We start from the raw sequence: 16,893 nt of genomic DNA, 5'->3' as shown, positions 1-16,893 counted from the left end.
GTCGGGGACGGTGCCGGTCGGCGAGGGCGAACCAGGGGCCGTAGCATGACGGAACGTACGAAAGAGGTGACCCGCCATGTCCGAGGACGATGCCGCGCGGGGCGCGGACGCGCCTCAGGAGCGGGATCCCTGGGCCCCGCCCGCGGAGGACGCGGTGCCGCCGCCGTCCCTGGAGAAGCGGGGTGCGTGGCCGCCGCCGGGACCGGTGTCGGTGCAGCCGCCCGGTGACCCCTTCGCGCCGCCGCCCGGCGCGGGACAGGGGGAGCCGGTGCCGCCGCCTCCGGTGTCCCCTGACGGGCCCGGGCAGGCGCCATACGGGTATCCGGGCCATGGCTACGCGGGCTCCCCCGGCTACCCGGGCTACGACGGATATCAGGCGCCCCCGGGATACGAGGGGCACGGCCACCCGGGACATCCGGGACCCCACGGACCGGGCCCCCAGGGGTGGCAGGGCTACCCGGGGCATCCCGGCTACCCGGTCCAGGGCCCGCCCGGATACGGCTGGCCCGCGATGCCGATGGCGCCCGCCAACGGGATGGGCGTGGCCGCGCTCGTCCTCGGCATCGTCGCGGCGGTCGGCTTCTGCCTGTGGCCGCTGGCGATCGTGCTCGGCATCCTCGCGGTGATCTTCGGCTCGATAGGCCGCCGCAAGGCGCGACGGGGCGAGGCCACGAACGGGGGCCAGGCGCTGGCCGGGATCATCTGCGGCGCGGCCGGGATCGTGCTCGGGGTGGCCATGGTGGTCTTCCTGCTCGTGGTGCCGGACGAGGACGACGACACGGGCTCGTCGGACGACCCCGGCTTCTCGGCGACGCTGGTCGTGGACGCCCCGCGCTGACACCCGGCCGCGTTCACCCGGCCGCGTTCACCGAGGGGCGGCCAGCACCGCCGCGAGCCCCTCCCTCAGATCCTTGACGAAGAACTCGGGGACCTCGAGGGACGGGAAGTGTCCCCCGCTTTCCGGCGTCTCCCAGCGGACGATCCGCCGGTACCGCTCCTCGGCCCAGGGGCGTGGGCACTTCTCGATGTCGCGGGGATAGACGCTGATCGCCGACGGCACGTCGACCCGGAGACCGGGGTCCAGCGTGTTCACGCCGCCGTGGCTCTCGTAGTAGATGCGGGCCGCCGACGCACCGGTCCGCGTCAGCCAGTACAGCGTGACGTCGTCGAGGATCCTGTCGAGGGAGATCGTCTCGAACGGGCTGTCCTCGGTGTCCGACCACTCGGCGAACTTGTCGAGGATCCAGGCGAGCAGCCCGATGGGTGAGTCCACGAGCGCGTAGCCGATGGTCTGCGGCCGGGTCGCCTGCTGCTTCGCGTACGCGGCGCGACGGTGCCAGAAGTCGTGGGTCTCCTCGGCCCACCGGCGCTCGGCCTCCGTCAGCCCTTCCGTCGTCAGGCCGGGTGGCGCCTGCGCGAGCGTGGTGTGGATGCCGAGCACGTGTGCCGGGAACCTGCCGCCGAGGACCGTGGTGATCACGCCGCCCCAGTCGCCGCCGTGGGCCAGGAACGTGTCGTAGCCGAGCCTGCCCATGAGCTCCACCCAGGCGGCCGCGATCTTCTCGATCCCCCACCCGGTGGTGGTCGGCCTGTCGCTGAAGCCGAAGCCCGGCAGCGAAGGGACGACGACGTGGAAGGCGGGCGCGTCCGCGTCCGCCGGATCCGCCAGTTCGTCCACCACGTCGATGAACTCGGCGACGCTGCCCGGCCATCCGTGCGTCAGGATCAGCGGCGTGGCGTCCGCGCGCGCGGACCGGCGGTGCAGGAAGTGGATCCCCAGGCCGTCGACGGTCGTACGGAACTGACCGATCCGGTCGAGACGCGCTTCGAACGAGCGCCAGTCGTACCCGGTGCGCCAGTAGTGCACGACGTCGACGAGGTCGGCGAGCGGAACGCCCTGCTCCCAGCGGCGGGGGTCCGGCGCGGCACGCCGGACCGTCTCCGCCTCCGGCAGTCGCGCCGCGGCCAGTCTCGCGCGCAGGTCGTCGAGGTCGGCGTCGGCCGCACGGGCTTCGAAGGCGTGGACGTCGCCGGTCGCGCGGGCTGCACGCGCCCGTGCGTCGCTGGTGGGGCGGGTCATGGGACCTCCTGGCCGTCGCGGAACCGGCCACCACCTGTCGCGAACCGGCTAAGACGGTTCTAGCGCGCCTTCCCGCCCGCGCGCAACCGGCTATGGTGGTTCCATGTCTGCTGGGTTCCCTGACTTCCGCCTCGGTACGGTGCTGGCGACCAGCTTCACGGGGACTCTCTCGGAGCGGCAGGGCGACGCCGTCGAGCGCATTCCGACGCCGCGCCGGCTCATCGACTGGCTTGCGGTGTACGGCCTCGCCGTGGACTCCTGCACCACTGCCCAGCTCGACCTCGCCAAGGAGCTGAGGGAGTCGATCCACGCCGTCGCGACGGCGGCCGCGCTCCAGGACGCGCTCCCCGCGTCCGCCGTCCAGGTCATCAACGACCGCAGCACTCAGGGCCGGGCCTCTGCGGTCCTGACCCCGGGGGGCGAACGGCGGTGGCAGCTCAGCCCGACGTCCCCCGTGGAAGACGCCCTCGGCGTGATCGCCGCCGACGCGATCAGCGTCGTCGCGGGCGAGCGGGACGGAAAGCTGGCCCTGTGCGCGTCACCGACCTGCCGAGCCGCCTTCTTCGACACCAGCCGGAGCCGCACCCGCAGATGGTGCGACATGAACACGTGCGGGAACCGCCAGAAGAAGGCGCGCTTCCAGGCCAACCGGCGCGGGACGCCCGGCTCGGCGGGGTGACCGCCACCCGGACGTGCCGCGCGCGAGGCACCGCCCCTACAACCCCGCCAACGCGTTCCACCGCTTGGCGAACTCCGTGCGCTCCTTCGACGTGATGTCGCGCGCGATCGCGAGGCGCTTGCGCATCGTGTCGTCGGGGAAGATCAGCGGGTCCTCGGCGAGTTCGGCGCGTTCCTTGTCCTTGGACGAGGCCAGGACGTCGCGGGCGGCGGGGACCGGGCAGACGTAGTTGACCCAGGCGGCCAGCTCCGCCGCGACCTCGGGCTCGTAGTAGTAGTCGATGAGCCGCTCGGCGTTCCGCTTGTGGCGGGCGAGGTTGGGGACCATGAGGGACTCGGCCCACAGTTCGCCGCCCTCCTCGGGGACGATGAACTCGATGTCCGGGTCGTCCGCCTGGAGCTGGATGACGTCGCCGCTGTAGGCCTGGCAGGCCAGGACGTCGCCGCTGGAGAGGTCCTTGATGTAGTCGTTGCCGGTGAAGCGGCGGATGTGGTGGGAGTTCACCATCTTCTCGACCTTGTCGCACATCCGGTGGAAGTCGTCGGCCGTCCACTTGGTGACGTCGACGCCGTCGCCCTGGAGCAGCAGCGCGAACGCCTCGTCGAGCCCGGAGAGCAGGGTGACCCGGCCCTTGAGGTCGTCGGCCCACAGGTCGGAGACGTGCTTGATCTCGCGGCCGACCCTGCGCTTGTTGTACGCGATGCCGGTGATGCCGGACTGCCAGGGCACCGTGAACTTGCGCCCCGGGTCGAAGTGCGGCGAACGCAGCAGCGGGTCGAGGTACTTGGTGACGTGGGGCTGATGCGCGCGGTCCATCTCCTGCACCCAGCCGAGGCGTACGAAGCGGGCGCACATCCAGTCGCTGATGACGATGAGGTCGCGGCCCGTCTCCTGGTGGTTCATCAGGGACGGGCTGATCTTGCCGAAGAACTCGTCGTTGTCGTTGATCTCCTCCGTGTAGCGGACGTCGATCCCGGTCCGCTTCTCGAAGGCGGCCAGCGAGGGGCGCTTCGTCTTGTCCTTGTCGTCGGTGTCGATGTACAGCGGCCAGTTGGCGAAGGTCAGCTTCTTGTCCTGCCGCGAGCGGTCGCTCGCACCGCGCTCACCGGGGCCGATGTACGCGGCGGGCACACCGCAGCCCGCGAGCGTACTGACGGCCGCCCCGCCGCCGATGGCGCGCAGCAGGGAACGACGGGACACGGAGGAGACTCTGGGGTTCGCTCGCACCCCGGCAGCATGCGCCCCCGCTCCCCGGCCGGACAATGGACGCAGCGTCGAGCCCCGCCCCCTGGACCCGACACCCTGTCGATCACCCGCGCGCCCCTATGCGGGCCCCAGCCACCCCGCGAGGTCCCCCGCCGTGACCCGCTCAAGGGGCGCGGCGTCGACGGGCCCCGGGTAGAGGCGGTACGCCGTGCCGGACGCGACGCCCTCCGCGCCCGCCAACTCGCCGTGCAGCAGCGCGAGGAGAGCCCGGCGGTCGGCGAGCTCCGGCTCGGCGCTCAGCGCGTCGGGCTCCCAGCCGTCACGGACGCGCAGCGCGAAGTCGGCGCGCGGCTCGTCCTCGGCGCGGCGGTAGCCCCACAGGACGTGCCCGCGGCCGCGCACGTACACCTCGCCGTCGGTGCGGGCGGCCGCCGTCCAGCAGGCCAGGTCCCACAGCGTGGTGCGGCCGCACGGCTGGAAGGTGTCGAGCAGGTCGTTCCCCATCCGGCCGAGCTGTCCCCGGTAGCGCCACACGTCGTGGTCGGTGCCCTTCGTGGCGAGGGTGACGTCGGCCCACCAGGCGTGCCGGGTCCGCAGGTCGACGACCATCGGCACGCACAGCTTCGCGTCGCCCGCGAGGTCGAAGCGCTGCCGGACCGTGCGCGGGTCGTAGACGGCACGCTCCTCGCCCTCGACGGCCATGAACCCCGCGAAGGCGTCCGGGAGTTCGTCGAAGGGGACGTCGTTGTACGAGATGACCGCGGGCACCACGAACCGCACGCCCGAGTTCGCGAGCCTCGGCAGGTCGAGGTCCAGGTACTCGGTGGCGCCGTGCGGGGCGGGCGCCGACGTCAGGTCCCCGGAGTGCCGGGCAGCGCCGCCCGCGTACTCCAGATGCGTGTAGTCGCACAGGCCGACGAAGCGCCACAGGTCGTCGTAGAGCGCGACGGACAGGTCGAGGTCGACGCGCGTGCCCTTGGGCTGCGTCCAGTGCAGGAAGAGCCGCACGGTCTCGCTGTCCGCGGGCATGGGCAGCGAGCTGCCGCGCGGTACGGCGACGAGCGACGCGGCCGACGCGCGCTCGGCGAAGGGCACGGGAAGATCGGCGAGCGAGGCGTCCAGGACGGCCACGTCGTACCGCTCCCCCGCCCGCTCGGCGAGCCGCCGCACGGCCTCCGCCTCGATCAGCTCACCGGCGCGCCCCGCGACCCGCGCGGGCAGCGGAGGCCGGTGGTCCTCGACCGCGTACGCCTTGGTGACCCGGCCGCGCGGGAAGAAGACCCGACGGTGCCCCGGCACGGCACGGACCTTCATCCGGCCGTGCGCGCCGAGCAGCGGCCCGGGCCCCGCGCCCGGCAGGGCCTCGGCGAGCGCGCCGCGCACCGCGTCAGGGAGCGTCGGCTCGCCCGAGCGGGCCAGCAACAGGTCGAGCCTGCGCAGGAGTTCACCGGGCCGCTCACCGAGGAGCCGTACGGCGGCCGGGACGTCCCAGCGGGCGAGCGCCGCCTCGACGCGCCCCTGCCAGGTGATCACGCGCAGCCGGTCACCGGCGAGCCCGACCTCCTCGTGCCGGGCGGCCTCGGCGAGCAGCACCTCGCCGAGCGCGCCGTCACGGATGCGGGTCTCGCGCAGCACGGCGAACGCGAGCGCCACGCGCGCGTGCCGGTGGGCGTGCTCGAAGGGGTGCAGGATCTCCCCGACCCGCTTCCACGCGCGCGGGTGCCGCGCCATGTCCTCGACGAGGCGCGCGAAGGCCAATCCGTCGAGCAGCCCGAGGAGTTCACGGCGCACCGGTCGCGGGAGCCCGCGCAGACGCGGCGGTTCGAGCAGGTCGGGATCGCCCCCGGACCGTACGACGAGGATCCGCAGCACATCGGTGGCGGTGTCCGCGTGGCGCGCGACGAGCGGCCTGACCTCGGGCAGGTCGAGCAGCGAGGCGAGCGCGAGTGCCTTGCTCTCGCGCAGCGGTATGCACTCGGGCAGCCAGTCGGCGGCGCCGGCCGGGTCCAGCTGCCCCAGGAGCAGCATCAGGTCGTCGTGGTCCTGCGGGTTCAGCGGCGTACGCCGGGCGAGCAGCGCGGCGAGTTCGGCCGCGGCGTCGCCGGGCTCGGCGACGCGCAGCGCGCGCAGGACCTCGCCGCCGTCGCCGCCGAGGCCCGCTCCCGTGTCCAGCCACGGGTCGGTGGGCCCATCGGTCTCGTACCGCTGCTCGCAGATCGGGCAGGCGTACCAGACGCAGCACTCGTCGCAGCAGCCCCAGTCGTCGATCTTGGTGACGCAGTCGTCGCAGAGCAGGTGGGCGCAGGGCCCGAGGGCACGCACCCGGCGCGTGGTGCCCGCGCAGTTCATGCAGGGCTGATGCGGCTGGGCGGCGAGGCGCGCGACGACGAGGTCGGTGTAGTGGGCGCGCGCGTGCTGGTAGGGGATCTCGTCGGGGAAGCGCCGGAACAGCGGGGCGTGGTGGCGGTCGGAGCCCAGCAGCGCGTCGACGCCCGCGAGCAGCGCGCGCCCGGTGGCGGCGAGGTCCTCCACGGACAGCGCGGTCAGCGCGCGCCGCAGCGGGGCGGTCAACAGGTGCCCCCGGTCGGCGAGTTCGGCCTCGAGGACGACCACGGCGGCGTCGGTCACGGCGGACCGTCCGACGCCGGAGCCCACGCGCACGCTCTGCCTGCGGCGCAGCAGCAGCCCCGCGAGGTCGTCAGCGGTCGTCGTCGTCATCAGGCCACACCCCCGTAGTACAGAAAACGCGGGGGCGGGAAGTGGGTGCGCTACGGATCTTTTACAGAGATAAGAAAGAAGGAAGCACACCACGGAGCCGCCCCCGCGTACGCAACGGTACGCGGGGGCGGGGAGGCAGTCACCCGATTATCGGCGCAGGTGAGGGCGGCCCCTTAAGGGGCGCGGGGAACTGCGCGAGCAACCCCCACCGGCCCGCACGGGACGTGTCAGCCCTCAATCGACGTCATCACGTGCTTGATCCGCGTGTAGTCGTCGAACCCGTACGCCGAGAGGTCCTTGCCGTACCCGGACTTCTTGAACCCACCGTGCGGCATCTCCGCGACCAGCGGAATGTGCGTGTTGATCCAGACGCACCCGAAGTCGAGCACCTTGGACATCCGCATCGCACGCGCGTGGTCCTTGGTCCACACGGAAGACGCCAGCGCGTACTCGACGCCGTTCGCGTACTCGACGGCCTGCGCCTCGTCCGTGAAGGACTGCACGGTGATGACGGGGCCGAAGACCTCGTTCTGGATGATCTCGTCGTCCTGCTTGAGGCCCGAGACGACGGTCGGCGCGAAGAAGTAGCCCTTCTCGCCGACCCGCTGGCCACCGGCCTCCACGCGCGCGTGCGCGGGCAGGCGGTCGATGAAGCCGGAGACCTGCTTCAGCTGGTTGGCGTTGTTGAGCGGCCCGTACAGCACGTCCTCGTCGTCCGGCTGCCCGGTCTTCGTGTCGGCGGCGGCCTTGGCGAGCGCCGTCACGAACTCGTCGTGGATGGACTCGTGGACGAGCACGCGCGTGGCGGCCGTACAGTCCTGGCCCGCGTTGAAGAAGCCCGCGACCGAGATGTCCTCGACGGCCTTGGCGATGTCGGTGTCCTCGAAGACGACGACGGGCGCCTTGCCGCCGAGCTCCAGGTGGACCCGCTTGAGGTCCTTGGACGCGGACTCGGCGACCTGCATGCCGGCGCGCACGGAGCCGGTGATGGAGGCCATCGCGGGCGTCTTGTGCTCGACCATGGCGCGGCCGGTGTCGCGGTCGCCGGTGACGACGTTGAAGACGCCGGGCGGCACGATGGAGCCGATGATCTCGGCCATCAGGACGGTCGACGCGGGCGTCGTGTCCGAGGGCTTGAGGACGACCGTGTTACCGGCGGCGAGCGCCGGGGCGAACTTCCAGACGCCCATCATCATGGGGTAGTTCCACGGCGCGACCTGCGCGCAGACGCCGATCGGCTCGCGGCGGATGATGGAGGTCAGTCCCTCCATGTACTCGCCCGCGGCGCGGCCCTCCAGCATCCGGGCGGCACCCGCGAAGAAGCGGATCTGGTCGACCATGGGCGGGATCTCCTCGGACCGCGTGAGTCCGATCGGCTTGCCCGTGTTCTCGACCTCGGCCGCGATCAGTTCCTCGGCGCGCTCCTCGAAGGCGTCGGCGATCTTCAGCAGGGCCTTCTGCCGCTCGGCGGGCGTCAGGTCGCGCCAGGCGGGGAACGCGTCGGCGGCGGCCTTCATGGCGGCGTCGACATCGGCCTGCCCCGACAGCGGCGCGGTCGCGTACGCCTCGCCGGTCGCCGGATTGATCACCTCGGTGGTCCGTCCGTCGGCCGCGTCCCGGAATTCTCCGTTGATGTAGTTGCGCAGACGTCGCAGCTCGGTGGTCACTTCCGGCCCTCCAGGTCAGATGTCCAGTGGATGAGACACCCACCCTAGTCGCTGCACCGACGCTTTCAACATACCCAGCGGCCCAGAACTGCGGAATCCGTGACGATCGAAGTCGCAGACAACGAATTTCATCGATCTGGCCTTGCGGAAGTGACGAGACGTCGTGCACAGTGAGGTCGTGGCAAGTCGCAGCGCAGACCCCAGCAGCCCCCGCGGCTCACGCACCGGAAATCCGGGCGCGAGCGGCAGCGGGAACGGCACACCGCCCGTGGACGCCGTCTCTCTGGCGATCATCGAACAGCTCCAGGAGGACGGCCGCCGTCCGTACGCCGCGATCGGCAAGGCCGTGGGCCTCTCCGAGGCCGCCGTGCGCCAGCGCGTCCAGAAGCTGCTCGACCAGGGCGTGATGCAGATCGTCGCCGTCACGGACCCGCTCACCGTGGGTTTCCGCAGGCAGGCGATGGTCGGCATCAACGTCGAGGGCGATGTGGACCCGGTCGCGGACGCCGTGGCCGCCATGCCGGAGGCCGAGTACGTGGTGATGACCGCGGGCTCGCACGACCTCCTGGTGGAGATCGTCTGCGAGGACGACGACCACCTGCTCGAAGTCATCAACAAGCGCATCCGCGCCCTCCCCGGCGTGCGCTCCACCGAGAGCTTCGTCTACCTCAAGCTCAAGAAGCAGACCTACATGTGGGGAACCCGATAGCCGTGAGCAAGGACCTCAGCCAGACCGCGTACGACCACCTGTGGATGCACTTCACCCGCATGTCGGACTACGAGAACGCACCCGTGCCCACCATCGTGCGTGGCGAGGGCACCTACATCTTCGACGACAAGGGCAAGAAGTACCTGGACGGCCTCTCCGGCCTCTTCGTCGTCAACGCGGGCCACGGCCGTCACGAGCTCGCGGAGACCGCCTACAAGCAGGCGCAGGAGCTGGCCTTCTTCCCGGTGTGGTCCTACGCCCACCCCAAGGCCGTCGAGCTCGCCGAGCGCCTCGCGGACTACGCGCCGGGCGACCTCAACAAGGTCTTCTTCACCACCGGTGGCGGCGAGGCCGTCGAGACCGCGTGGAAGCTGGCGAAGCAGTACCACAAGCTCACCGGCAACCACACGAAGTACAAGGTCATCTCGCGCGCGGTCGCCTACCACGGCACCCCGCAGGGCGCCCTGTCCATCACCGGTCTGCCCGCGCTCAAGGCCCCCTTCGAGCCGCTGGTCCCCGGCGCGCACAAGGTCCCGAACACCAACATCTACCGCGCCCCGATCCACGGCGACGACCCCGAGGCGTTCGGCCGCTGGGCCGCCGACCAGATCGAGCAGGAGATCCTCTTCGAGGGCCCGGAGACGGTCGCCGCCGTCTTCCTGGAGCCGGTGCAGAACGCGGGCGGCTGCTTCCCGCCCCCGCCCGGCTACTTCCAGCGCGTGCGCGAGATCTGCGACAAGTACGACGTGCTGCTCGTCTCCGACGAGGTCATCTGCGCCTTCGGCCGCCTCGGCACGATGTTCGCCTGCGACAAGTTCGGCTACGTCCCCGACATGATCACCTGCGCCAAGGGCATGACGTCGGGCTACTCCCCGATCGGCGCGTGCATCGTCTCGGACAAGATCGCCGAGCCGTTCTACAAGGGCGAGAACACCTTCCTGCACGGCTACACCTTCGGCGGCCACCCCGTGTCGGCCGCGGTCGGCCTCGCCAACCTCGACATCTTCGAGAAGGAGGGCCTGAACCAGCACGTGCTCGACAACGAGGACGCCTTCTTCCAGACCCTCCGCAAGCTGCACGACCTGCCGATCGTCGGCGACGTCCGCGGCAACGGCTTCTTCTACGGCATCGAGCTGGTGAAGGACAAGGAGACCAAGGAGACGTTCAACGACGAGGAGACCGAGCGCGTCCTGTACGGCTTCCTCTCCAAGGCGCTGTACGAGAACGGTCTGTACTGCCGCGCCGACGACCGGGGCGACCCGGTCGTCCAGCTCGCCCCACCGCTGATCTCCACCCAGGAGACCTTCGACGAGATCGAGGGCATCCTGCGCCAGGTCCTCACGGAGGCGTGGACGAAGCTCTGATCGGTTATTGACTGATCAACACCGGCCCCTGGGGCGCCCGTTCGAGTGACAACGGGCGCCCCAGGGCCGCGTCGTTTCCGGGCAAGTCCGCCCGAATCCCTAGCGTGCCCAGTGACCGATCGGCCCCGCCTTCGTTCCCCCGTCCGGGGGAGGCAAACTGATCTGAACCGAGGTGTACGCGATGGCTGCCCCACCGGACAACGACGTGCTGTGGGCACGCGCTCTGCACGTCAAGCACAACGGCTCCCCCGCCCTCACCGGCGTCTCGCTCGGTGTCCGCGAGGGCGAGATCCTCGCGGTCAACGGCCCGCGCGGCTGCGGCAAGACGACCCTCCTGCGGTGTCTCTCGGGCCAGCTGCTCCCCCAGCAGGGCGAGGTGTGGTTCAACAGCACGCCCGTCCACACCATGCGCCCGCTGGTGCGCGAACGCCTGCGGCGCGACCGGTTCGGCTGGATCGACCCCGAGCCCCACCTCGTCCCCGAGCTCACCGCCTGGGAGAACGTCGCCCTGCCGCTCATGCTGCGCGGCGCCTCCCACCGCGTCGCCAAGCCCGTGGCACAGGAGTGGCTGGAGCGCCTCGACATCGGCACCTGCTCCCGCAAGCGGCCGCACGCCCTCCTCCAGGCCGAACGCCAGCGCGTCGCCGTCGCCCGCGCCCTGGTCACCACGCCCTCCGTGCTCTTCGCCGACGAGCCCACCGCCCCGCTGCACCGGGCCGACCGCGCGCACGTCCTGCGCACCCTGACCACCGCGGCCCGCTCGCACGGCATCACGGTCGTCCTCGCCACGCACGACGCCGAGGTCGCCACCCTCGCCGACCGCACCGTCACGCTGCTCGACGGACGGCGCGTCAACACGGTGCACCTGCCCGGCTCCGGCGACCCCGCCAGACCGGTGTCCGGGACCGCCACAGCGGAAGGCCGGGCCGCGTGCTCGCTCTCCGTCTAGCCCGCGGCGCCCACCCGCTCGTCCAGTTGCGGCGGCTCCTGGTCGCCGCCGCGACCGCGGGCACCGGCTTCCTGCTGCTCTGCACCCTGACGTACGCGATGGAACACCCCGGCGCCGGATCGGTCCTGCGCCTGGCCTGGTGCCTCGCGCCGATCGCCGCCACCGTGTACTTCGCGGTCGCCGTGGCCCGCACCGACCCCGCCACCCGCCCGCGCGCCGGGCTCTCCGCCGTGGGTCTGGGGCCCGGCCGCCTGATGGTGCTCGCCGCGATCTCCACGGCGGTGGCGTGCACGCTCGGCTCCATGCTGGCGCTGCTCTTCTTCCTGCATCTGCGCGGCGATCTGTCCGGGCTTCCGTTCGACGGGGCCGCGGCCGAACTGCTCGCCGCCGACAAGCCGTTGCCGCTGGCCGCCGCGCTGACGCTGCTCGCGCTCGTACCGCTCCTCGCGTCGGCCGCGAGCGCCGTCGCGCTGCGGCCGCGGTCCGTCAAGGCGGGCGGGCGGACCGACGGGGGCACCGCCTCCGAGCCGGAACCGGCCCAGGAAGGCCCCGCCCCCGCGCCCAGCGGTCTGCCCTGGGGCGTCGCGCTGCTCGCCGCCGGTCTCGCCGTCGAGACGTACGCGAGCCGTGCCGGGGGCGGTTCCGGCGCGGGCTCGGGGCTGCCCATGCCCGGCGGGCTCGCGGGCAGCCCCGCGGGCGTCCTCGTGGGCTGGGCGCTGACCGCCCTCGGCCTCGCGCTCGCGGGGCCGGGGCTCACGTACCTGTGCGGACGGATCCTCCAGGCGGTACGGCCCGGCGCGGTGCGGCTGCTCGCCGGGCGCGTGCTCCAGGAGGAGGCCCGGCGCATCGGGCGGCCGCTCGGGGTGGTGTGCGCGGTGGCCTCGGGGGCGTACGCGTCCGTCGTCCTCTACGCGGGGCCACGGCCCGACGTCGGTCCGCTCACCGCGCTCGGCGCGCTGCTCGTGGCGGGCTGCGCGGTGCTGACCCTGGCCACCGCGGCCGTCGAGGCCCGGCAGGCCCGCTCGGACACGACGGCGGCGCTGCTGCGGCTCGGGGCGCCCGCGACGATGCTGCGGAGCTCGGTGGCGCTGCGGGCGGGCGCGCTCGCCACCGTGTTCGGGACGCTGACCTGGGTGGTCGCGGAACTGGCCGCGGTGCCGCTCGCGCGCTGAGGACTCGTGGGCTGTGGACTCGTGGGAAGAAAGTTCGTGACGGGCGATGAGTTCCGGATCGAACGGCTGTCTACCCCTCCGTAAGGCACGCACACACGTACGGGCCGCACGCGCGGGACGCACCCACCGGGAGAAACACTCATGTACCAGCAGATGATCTTCGTGAACCTGGCCGTGAACGACATCGCGGCGTCGAAGAAGTTCTTCACGGAGCTCGGCTACGGCATCAACCCGCAGTTCTCGACCGACGACTGTGCCTGCGTGGTCATCAGCGACACCATCATCGCGATGATGCTCGGCAAGGAGCGCTACGCGGACTTCACCCAGAAGGAGATCGCCGACTCCACGAAGGTCAGCGAGACGCTGCTCTGTCTGAGCGCCGAGAGCCGCGAGAAGGTCGACGAGCTCGTCGACAAGGCGATCGCGGCGGGCGGCACCGCGGGCAAGGTCCAGGACTACGGCACGATGTACGGCCGCGCCTACGACGACCTCGACGGCCACACCTGGGAGATCATGTGGATGGACCCCTCCGAGGTCCAGGGCTGACCCGACCCGTCCCGCACGGCGCTGCTTAGCATGGGCGGATGCAGCCGAACCCCGAACACGCATCCGCCCCACAACTCCCCGGCACCGACCGTGAGATCGAGACCCTCGCCGAGTTCGACGAGGTCACGGCGCGCGGTGGCGTCGCCGGGTACCGCGTCCAGGCCGTCGACCTGACGCAGCGCACGTCCGCCCTCCTCGCGGCCGACGTGGCGGGTGCCGTCTTCCTCGGCTGCCCGATGGGGCAGGAGGCCGCTGACCGGGTGCGGGCCGCGGGGGCGCTGGTCTTCCCACCCGTCCCCGGACTGCCCTTCAACCCCTACCGGGGGCTGCTCTACGCCCCCGACGACCTGTTCGCGGGCCTCGCCGACGGCGGGTACGAGGCGACGCCGGACGCCCACGCGTACGCCTGGTTCCAGCGGACCAAGTCCGACGGCGACGTCTTCGCCTCGATGCTCCGCGCGATCCACGACGACTCCATCTCCGACGCCCTCGACGAAATCCTCGTCGGGGCGCGGGTGGTGGGCGTCATGGGCGGCCACGCGATGGCCCGGGGCACCGATGAGTACGCGGGCGCGGCGCGACTCGGCCGCGAGCTGGCCAGGGCCGGTTTCACGGTCGCGACGGGCGGCGGCCCCGGCGCCATGGAGGCGGCCAACCTCGGCGCCTACGCGGCCCCCTTCGACGACGAGATGCTCGACGAGGCCCTCGAACTCCTCGCCAAGGCACCCTCGTTCACGCCCTCCATCACCGAGTGGGCGAAGGCGGCCTTCGCGGTCCGCGAGCGCTGGCCGTCCGGCGGCGCGTCGGTGGGCATCCCCACCTGGTTCTACGGCCACGAGCCGCCGAACGCGTTCGCCTCCCACCTCGCCAAGTACTTCGCCAACGCCACCCGCGAGGACGGCCTGCTCGCCCGCTCGAACGCGGGCGTCGTCTTCCTGCCCGGCGCGGCGGGCACGGTCCAGGAGATCTTCGACAACGCCACCCCCAACTACTACGAGTCCCGCGGCGAACCCACCCCGATGGTCCTGGTCGGCCGCGCCCACTGGACGGAGCACCTCCCCGCCTGGCCGCTCCTGAAGGCCCTGGCCAAGGAGCGCCCGATGGAGGCGCGGATCGCCCTGGTGGACACGGTGGAGGAGGCGCCGGGGGCGCTGGGGGCGCTGCGGTCGGCGTAGGAAATCGCCCCTGCCTCGGCCGGTCGGTTCGGAGGTACGGGTGGGCGGCTGGGGATGATCCGTCGCGAAGCGGCGGGCTAGTGGTCCCGGTCGGCGCAGAGCAATCGCGACAGCACCTCGTACGACCGGTCCCAGTCCCACTCCCGCCGTACCCACGCCCGTCCCTTCTCCCCCATGGCGCGGGCGAGTTCGCGGTCCCTGAGCAGCCTTACGAGGCGGTCCGAGACGGCCGCGGGGGAACGGCCGTCCACGACGTAGCCGCTCTCGCCGTCCAGGACGGCGTCCGGCGCGCCGCCCGAGTCGCCCGCCACGACGGGCAGCCCGGCCGCTGCGGCCTCGAGGAAGACGATGCCGAGCCCTTCGACCTCCAGGCCGCGCCTGCGCGTGCGGCACGGCATGGCGAAGGCGTCGGCGGCCGCGTAGAAGGGCGGCATCGCCTCGTGCGGATGTCCGCCCGCGAAGACGACGCCGTCCAGGACGCCCTGTTCTTCGGCGATCCTGCGCAGCCTGGCCTCGTAGGGCCCCGCGCCGACCAGCAGCAGGGTGGTGTCGGCGACCGCCCTGCGCACCATCGGCAGCGCCTCGATCAGGGTGTCCTGCCCCTTGCGCGGCACGAGACGGGCGGCGCACAGGACGACGGGCCTGCCGTCGCCGAGCCCGTACCGCTCGCGCACCGCGCGCCCGTCGGCCCCGGGCCGGAAACCCGCCGCGTCGACACCGGGCACAAGGCGCGCGAACCGCACCCCGGGGTCCATCGCCCGCCGCACGGGGCCCCCGGTGCTCTCGCCGAGATACGTCACGCAGTCCGCCCCGGCCCCGACGCGCCGCAACAGCGTCCGCGCGCCCGGCGTGCGGGCCCACCACACCTCGTGGCCGTGCGTCGTGGCGACCACCGTCCGCACCGACGCCTCGCGCCGCAGCCGCCCGGCGAGCAGCCCGAGCGGCGCGGCCGCGCCGAACCAGACGCGGTCGCAGCCGTAGCGCCGGGCGAGGGCCACGGCGCGCTCCCCGGTGCGCCGGGTGGGCAACAGGGTGCGCGCCCGGTCGCGTACGACGGGGTGCGGGAACGTACCGTCGTACGTCACGTCGCCCGGCTCGGCCGAGGTGTACACGACGGCCGTGCCGGGCGGGAACCGGCGTACGAGCGCGTCCACGAAGGTCTCGATGCCGCCCTGCCGGGGCGGGAAGTCATTGGTGACGACGAGGGTGCGAGGCATGGCTCCGACGGTAGGAAGCCGCCGCGTCCGGGGCGTCACCCGGGACTCCGGACCCGGGCGTCAACCCGTGGCATGACGAGCGCCGTCCGTCTCCACCCCGGCGGCGACGCACCCGCCCCGTCCTGACGGAAGAATCATGGCCATGAGCACGACCACCTCGCCCCGGCAGGCGCCCCCTTCCCGGCCGACCGTTCCCACCCGGCCGACCGTCCTGCGCCGCCGCCTGCGCGCGCTGGCCGCCGCGCCCGCCTACCCGTGGATCACGGGCGCGGTCCTGACCGTGGGCGCGGCCGCCGAACTCGTGGTGTTCCCCGGCTCGGTGACCAACGCGAGCGCGATCCTGGTGTCCACGGCCTCACTGATGTGGCGACGCGCCTTCCCGCCGGTGGCCCTGGTGACCGTCGCCGCCGGGCTGGTCAGCTTCGGCGCCGACACCTCCCTGTCCATCGCGGTGATGACCAGCGGCCTCATCGGCTGTTACGTCCTCGGCAGGCACCGCGTCCTGCACCCCGCGCTGCTCGTCGCGGGCGGCACGCTCGGCGCCCTCGCCACCAACCTGTGGCACATCCTGAGCTGGGCCCGCGACGACCGCCTCCCCGACGTCCCCGCGCTCGGCAACGCGGGCTCGCTCGGTCTGTTCGCCGAGGCGTTCGGGCTCTGCGCGGTGATCCTCGGCGCGGTCAGCATGGGCGACGCGGTGCGCGCCCGCGAGGAGACCCGACGCGAACGGGCCCTTGCCCAGGCCCAGTTGATCGCCATGGAGCGACGGCAGGCCGCCCAGGCGGAGCGGGCGGCGATCGCCCGCGAGCTGCACGACATCGTCGCGCACTCGGTGTCGATGATCGCGGTGCAGGCGGAGAGCGCCACGTACACGACGCCGGGACTCACCCCGGGGGCCCGCGAGGGGTTCCAGCAGATCGCGGGCACGGCCCGAGACTCGATGGCCGAACTGCGCCGCCTGCTCGGCGTCCTGCGCACCCCGCAGCACGACGAGACCGCGGCGACCGCGCCGCAGCCCACGCTCGACCGCCTCGACGAACTCCTGGCCCGGCACCGGGCGGTGGGCGGCAGCGCGGAGCTGCGGATCACCGGCGAGCGGGTGCCGCTGCCCGCCGCGTGGGAACTGTCCGCGTACCGCATCGTGCAGGAGTCGCTGACCAACGCCCGCAAACACGCGCCCGGCGCCGCCACCGTGGTCGAACTGGGCTACCGCGCCGACCGATTGACGCTCCGCGTCGCCGACGACGGCCCGGGGCCACCACTGCCCGGCGGCTCGGCCGGCGGCCACGGCCTGACCGGGATGCGCGAACGCGCCGCCCTGGTCGGCGGCAGCCTCACCGCGGGCGCGGGCACCTCCGGCGGCTTCACGGTGGAGGCGGAACTCCCGTGGTGACACGGAACTCGGGCACCT

The 16,893-nt window shown here is 72.6% G+C and carries 14 protein-coding genes; 9 read left to right on the top strand and 5 right to left on the bottom strand.

Annotated elements, in window-relative coordinates; translation table 11 throughout:
- Positions 1-76: 76 nt before the first annotated feature.
- Positions 77-838 carry a DUF4190 domain-containing protein gene (locus tag KY5_RS29550; protein WP_098245076.1) on the top strand — a complete coding sequence of 254 codons (762 nt, stop codon included), beginning with the start codon at positions 77-79 and terminating at the stop codon, positions 836-838.
- A 27-nt stretch (positions 839-865) separates the two neighbouring features.
- Here the strand turns inward: KY5_RS29550 and KY5_RS29545 are convergent, their stop codons facing one another.
- The gene (locus KY5_RS29545; RefSeq protein WP_098245075.1) at positions 866-2,080 is read right to left on the bottom strand and encodes an epoxide hydrolase family protein; all 1,215 of its coding nucleotides are present in this window, start codon (positions 2,078-2,080) and stop codon (positions 866-868) included.
- Between the two features lie 103 nt (positions 2,081-2,183).
- Between KY5_RS29545 and KY5_RS29540 the strand changes: the two genes are divergently transcribed.
- Positions 2,184-2,759, top strand: coding sequence for a CGNR zinc finger domain-containing protein (locus tag KY5_RS29540; RefSeq protein ID WP_098245074.1), 576 nt, complete (start codon positions 2,184-2,186; stop codon positions 2,757-2,759).
- Between the two features lie 36 nt (positions 2,760-2,795).
- On the opposite strand, the gene KY5_RS29535 is transcribed toward KY5_RS29540, so the two are convergent.
- From KY5_RS29535 to KY5_RS29525, 3 genes are all read right to left on the bottom strand, one after another.
- Positions 2,796-3,959 carry an ABC transporter substrate-binding protein gene (locus KY5_RS29535; RefSeq protein WP_234362906.1) on the bottom strand — a complete coding sequence of 388 codons (1,164 nt, stop codon included), beginning with the start codon at positions 3,957-3,959 and terminating at the stop codon, positions 2,796-2,798.
- A gap of 123 nt (positions 3,960-4,082) precedes the next feature.
- Positions 4,083-6,683 carry an MXAN_6230/SCO0854 family RING domain-containing protein gene (locus tag KY5_RS29530; RefSeq protein ID WP_098245072.1) on the bottom strand — a complete coding sequence of 867 codons (2,601 nt, stop codon included), beginning with the start codon at positions 6,681-6,683 and terminating at the stop codon, positions 4,083-4,085.
- A 227-nt stretch (positions 6,684-6,910) separates the two neighbouring features.
- The gene (locus tag KY5_RS29525) at positions 6,911-8,350 is read right to left on the bottom strand and encodes a gamma-aminobutyraldehyde dehydrogenase (RefSeq protein ID WP_098245071.1); all 1,440 of its coding nucleotides are present in this window, start codon (positions 8,348-8,350) and stop codon (positions 6,911-6,913) included.
- 163 nt (positions 8,351-8,513) lie between these two features.
- On the opposite strand from KY5_RS29525, the gene KY5_RS29520 reads away from it, so the two are divergent.
- The 6 genes from KY5_RS29520 (at position 8,514) to KY5_RS29495 (ending at position 14,265) form a co-directional block, all read left to right on the top strand.
- A complete protein-coding gene (locus KY5_RS29520; protein WP_098245070.1) occupies positions 8,514-9,059 on the top strand; it encodes an Lrp/AsnC family transcriptional regulator in 546 nt (181 codons plus the stop codon).
- Complete coding sequence (locus tag KY5_RS29515; protein ID WP_098245069.1) at positions 9,044-10,423, top strand: aspartate aminotransferase family protein; 1,380 nt, start codon at positions 9,044-9,046, stop codon at positions 10,421-10,423. The genes KY5_RS29520 and KY5_RS29515 overlap by 16 nt, the downstream gene beginning before the upstream one ends.
- Before the next feature lie 181 nt (positions 10,424-10,604).
- A complete protein-coding gene (locus tag KY5_RS29510) occupies positions 10,605-11,372 on the top strand; it encodes an ABC transporter ATP-binding protein (protein ID WP_098245068.1) in 768 nt (255 codons plus the stop codon).
- Positions 11,354-12,544, top strand: a complete 1,191-nt coding sequence (locus tag KY5_RS29505) for a hypothetical protein (RefSeq protein ID WP_098245067.1) — start codon at positions 11,354-11,356, stop codon at positions 12,542-12,544. The genes KY5_RS29510 and KY5_RS29505 overlap by 19 nt, the downstream gene beginning before the upstream one ends.
- Positions 12,545-12,685: 141 nt before the next feature.
- Complete coding sequence (locus KY5_RS29500; protein WP_098245066.1) at positions 12,686-13,090, top strand: VOC family protein; 405 nt, start codon at positions 12,686-12,688, stop codon at positions 13,088-13,090.
- A 38-nt stretch (positions 13,091-13,128) separates the two neighbouring features.
- Positions 13,129-14,265, top strand: coding sequence for an LOG family protein (locus KY5_RS29495; protein WP_098245065.1), 1,137 nt, complete (start codon positions 13,129-13,131; stop codon positions 14,263-14,265).
- 77 nt (positions 14,266-14,342) lie between these two features.
- Here the strand turns inward: KY5_RS29495 and KY5_RS29490 are convergent, their stop codons facing one another.
- The gene (locus KY5_RS29490; protein ID WP_098245064.1) at positions 14,343-15,482 is read right to left on the bottom strand and encodes a glycosyltransferase family 4 protein; all 1,140 of its coding nucleotides are present in this window, start codon (positions 15,480-15,482) and stop codon (positions 14,343-14,345) included.
- Positions 15,483-15,624: 142 nt separating this feature from the next.
- Between KY5_RS29490 and KY5_RS29485 the strand changes: the two genes are divergently transcribed.
- Positions 15,625-16,875, top strand: a complete 1,251-nt coding sequence (locus KY5_RS29485) for a sensor histidine kinase (RefSeq protein ID WP_098247540.1) — start codon at positions 15,625-15,627, stop codon at positions 16,873-16,875.
- The last annotated feature ends 18 nt before the right edge of the window (positions 16,876-16,893 follow it).

It is taken from the genome of Streptomyces formicae, from assembly GCF_002556545.1.
Taxonomy (GTDB): domain Bacteria; phylum Actinomycetota; class Actinomycetes; order Streptomycetales; family Streptomycetaceae; genus Streptomyces; species Streptomyces formicae_A.
This window is presented reverse-complemented; position numbering and strand designations above follow the sequence as displayed.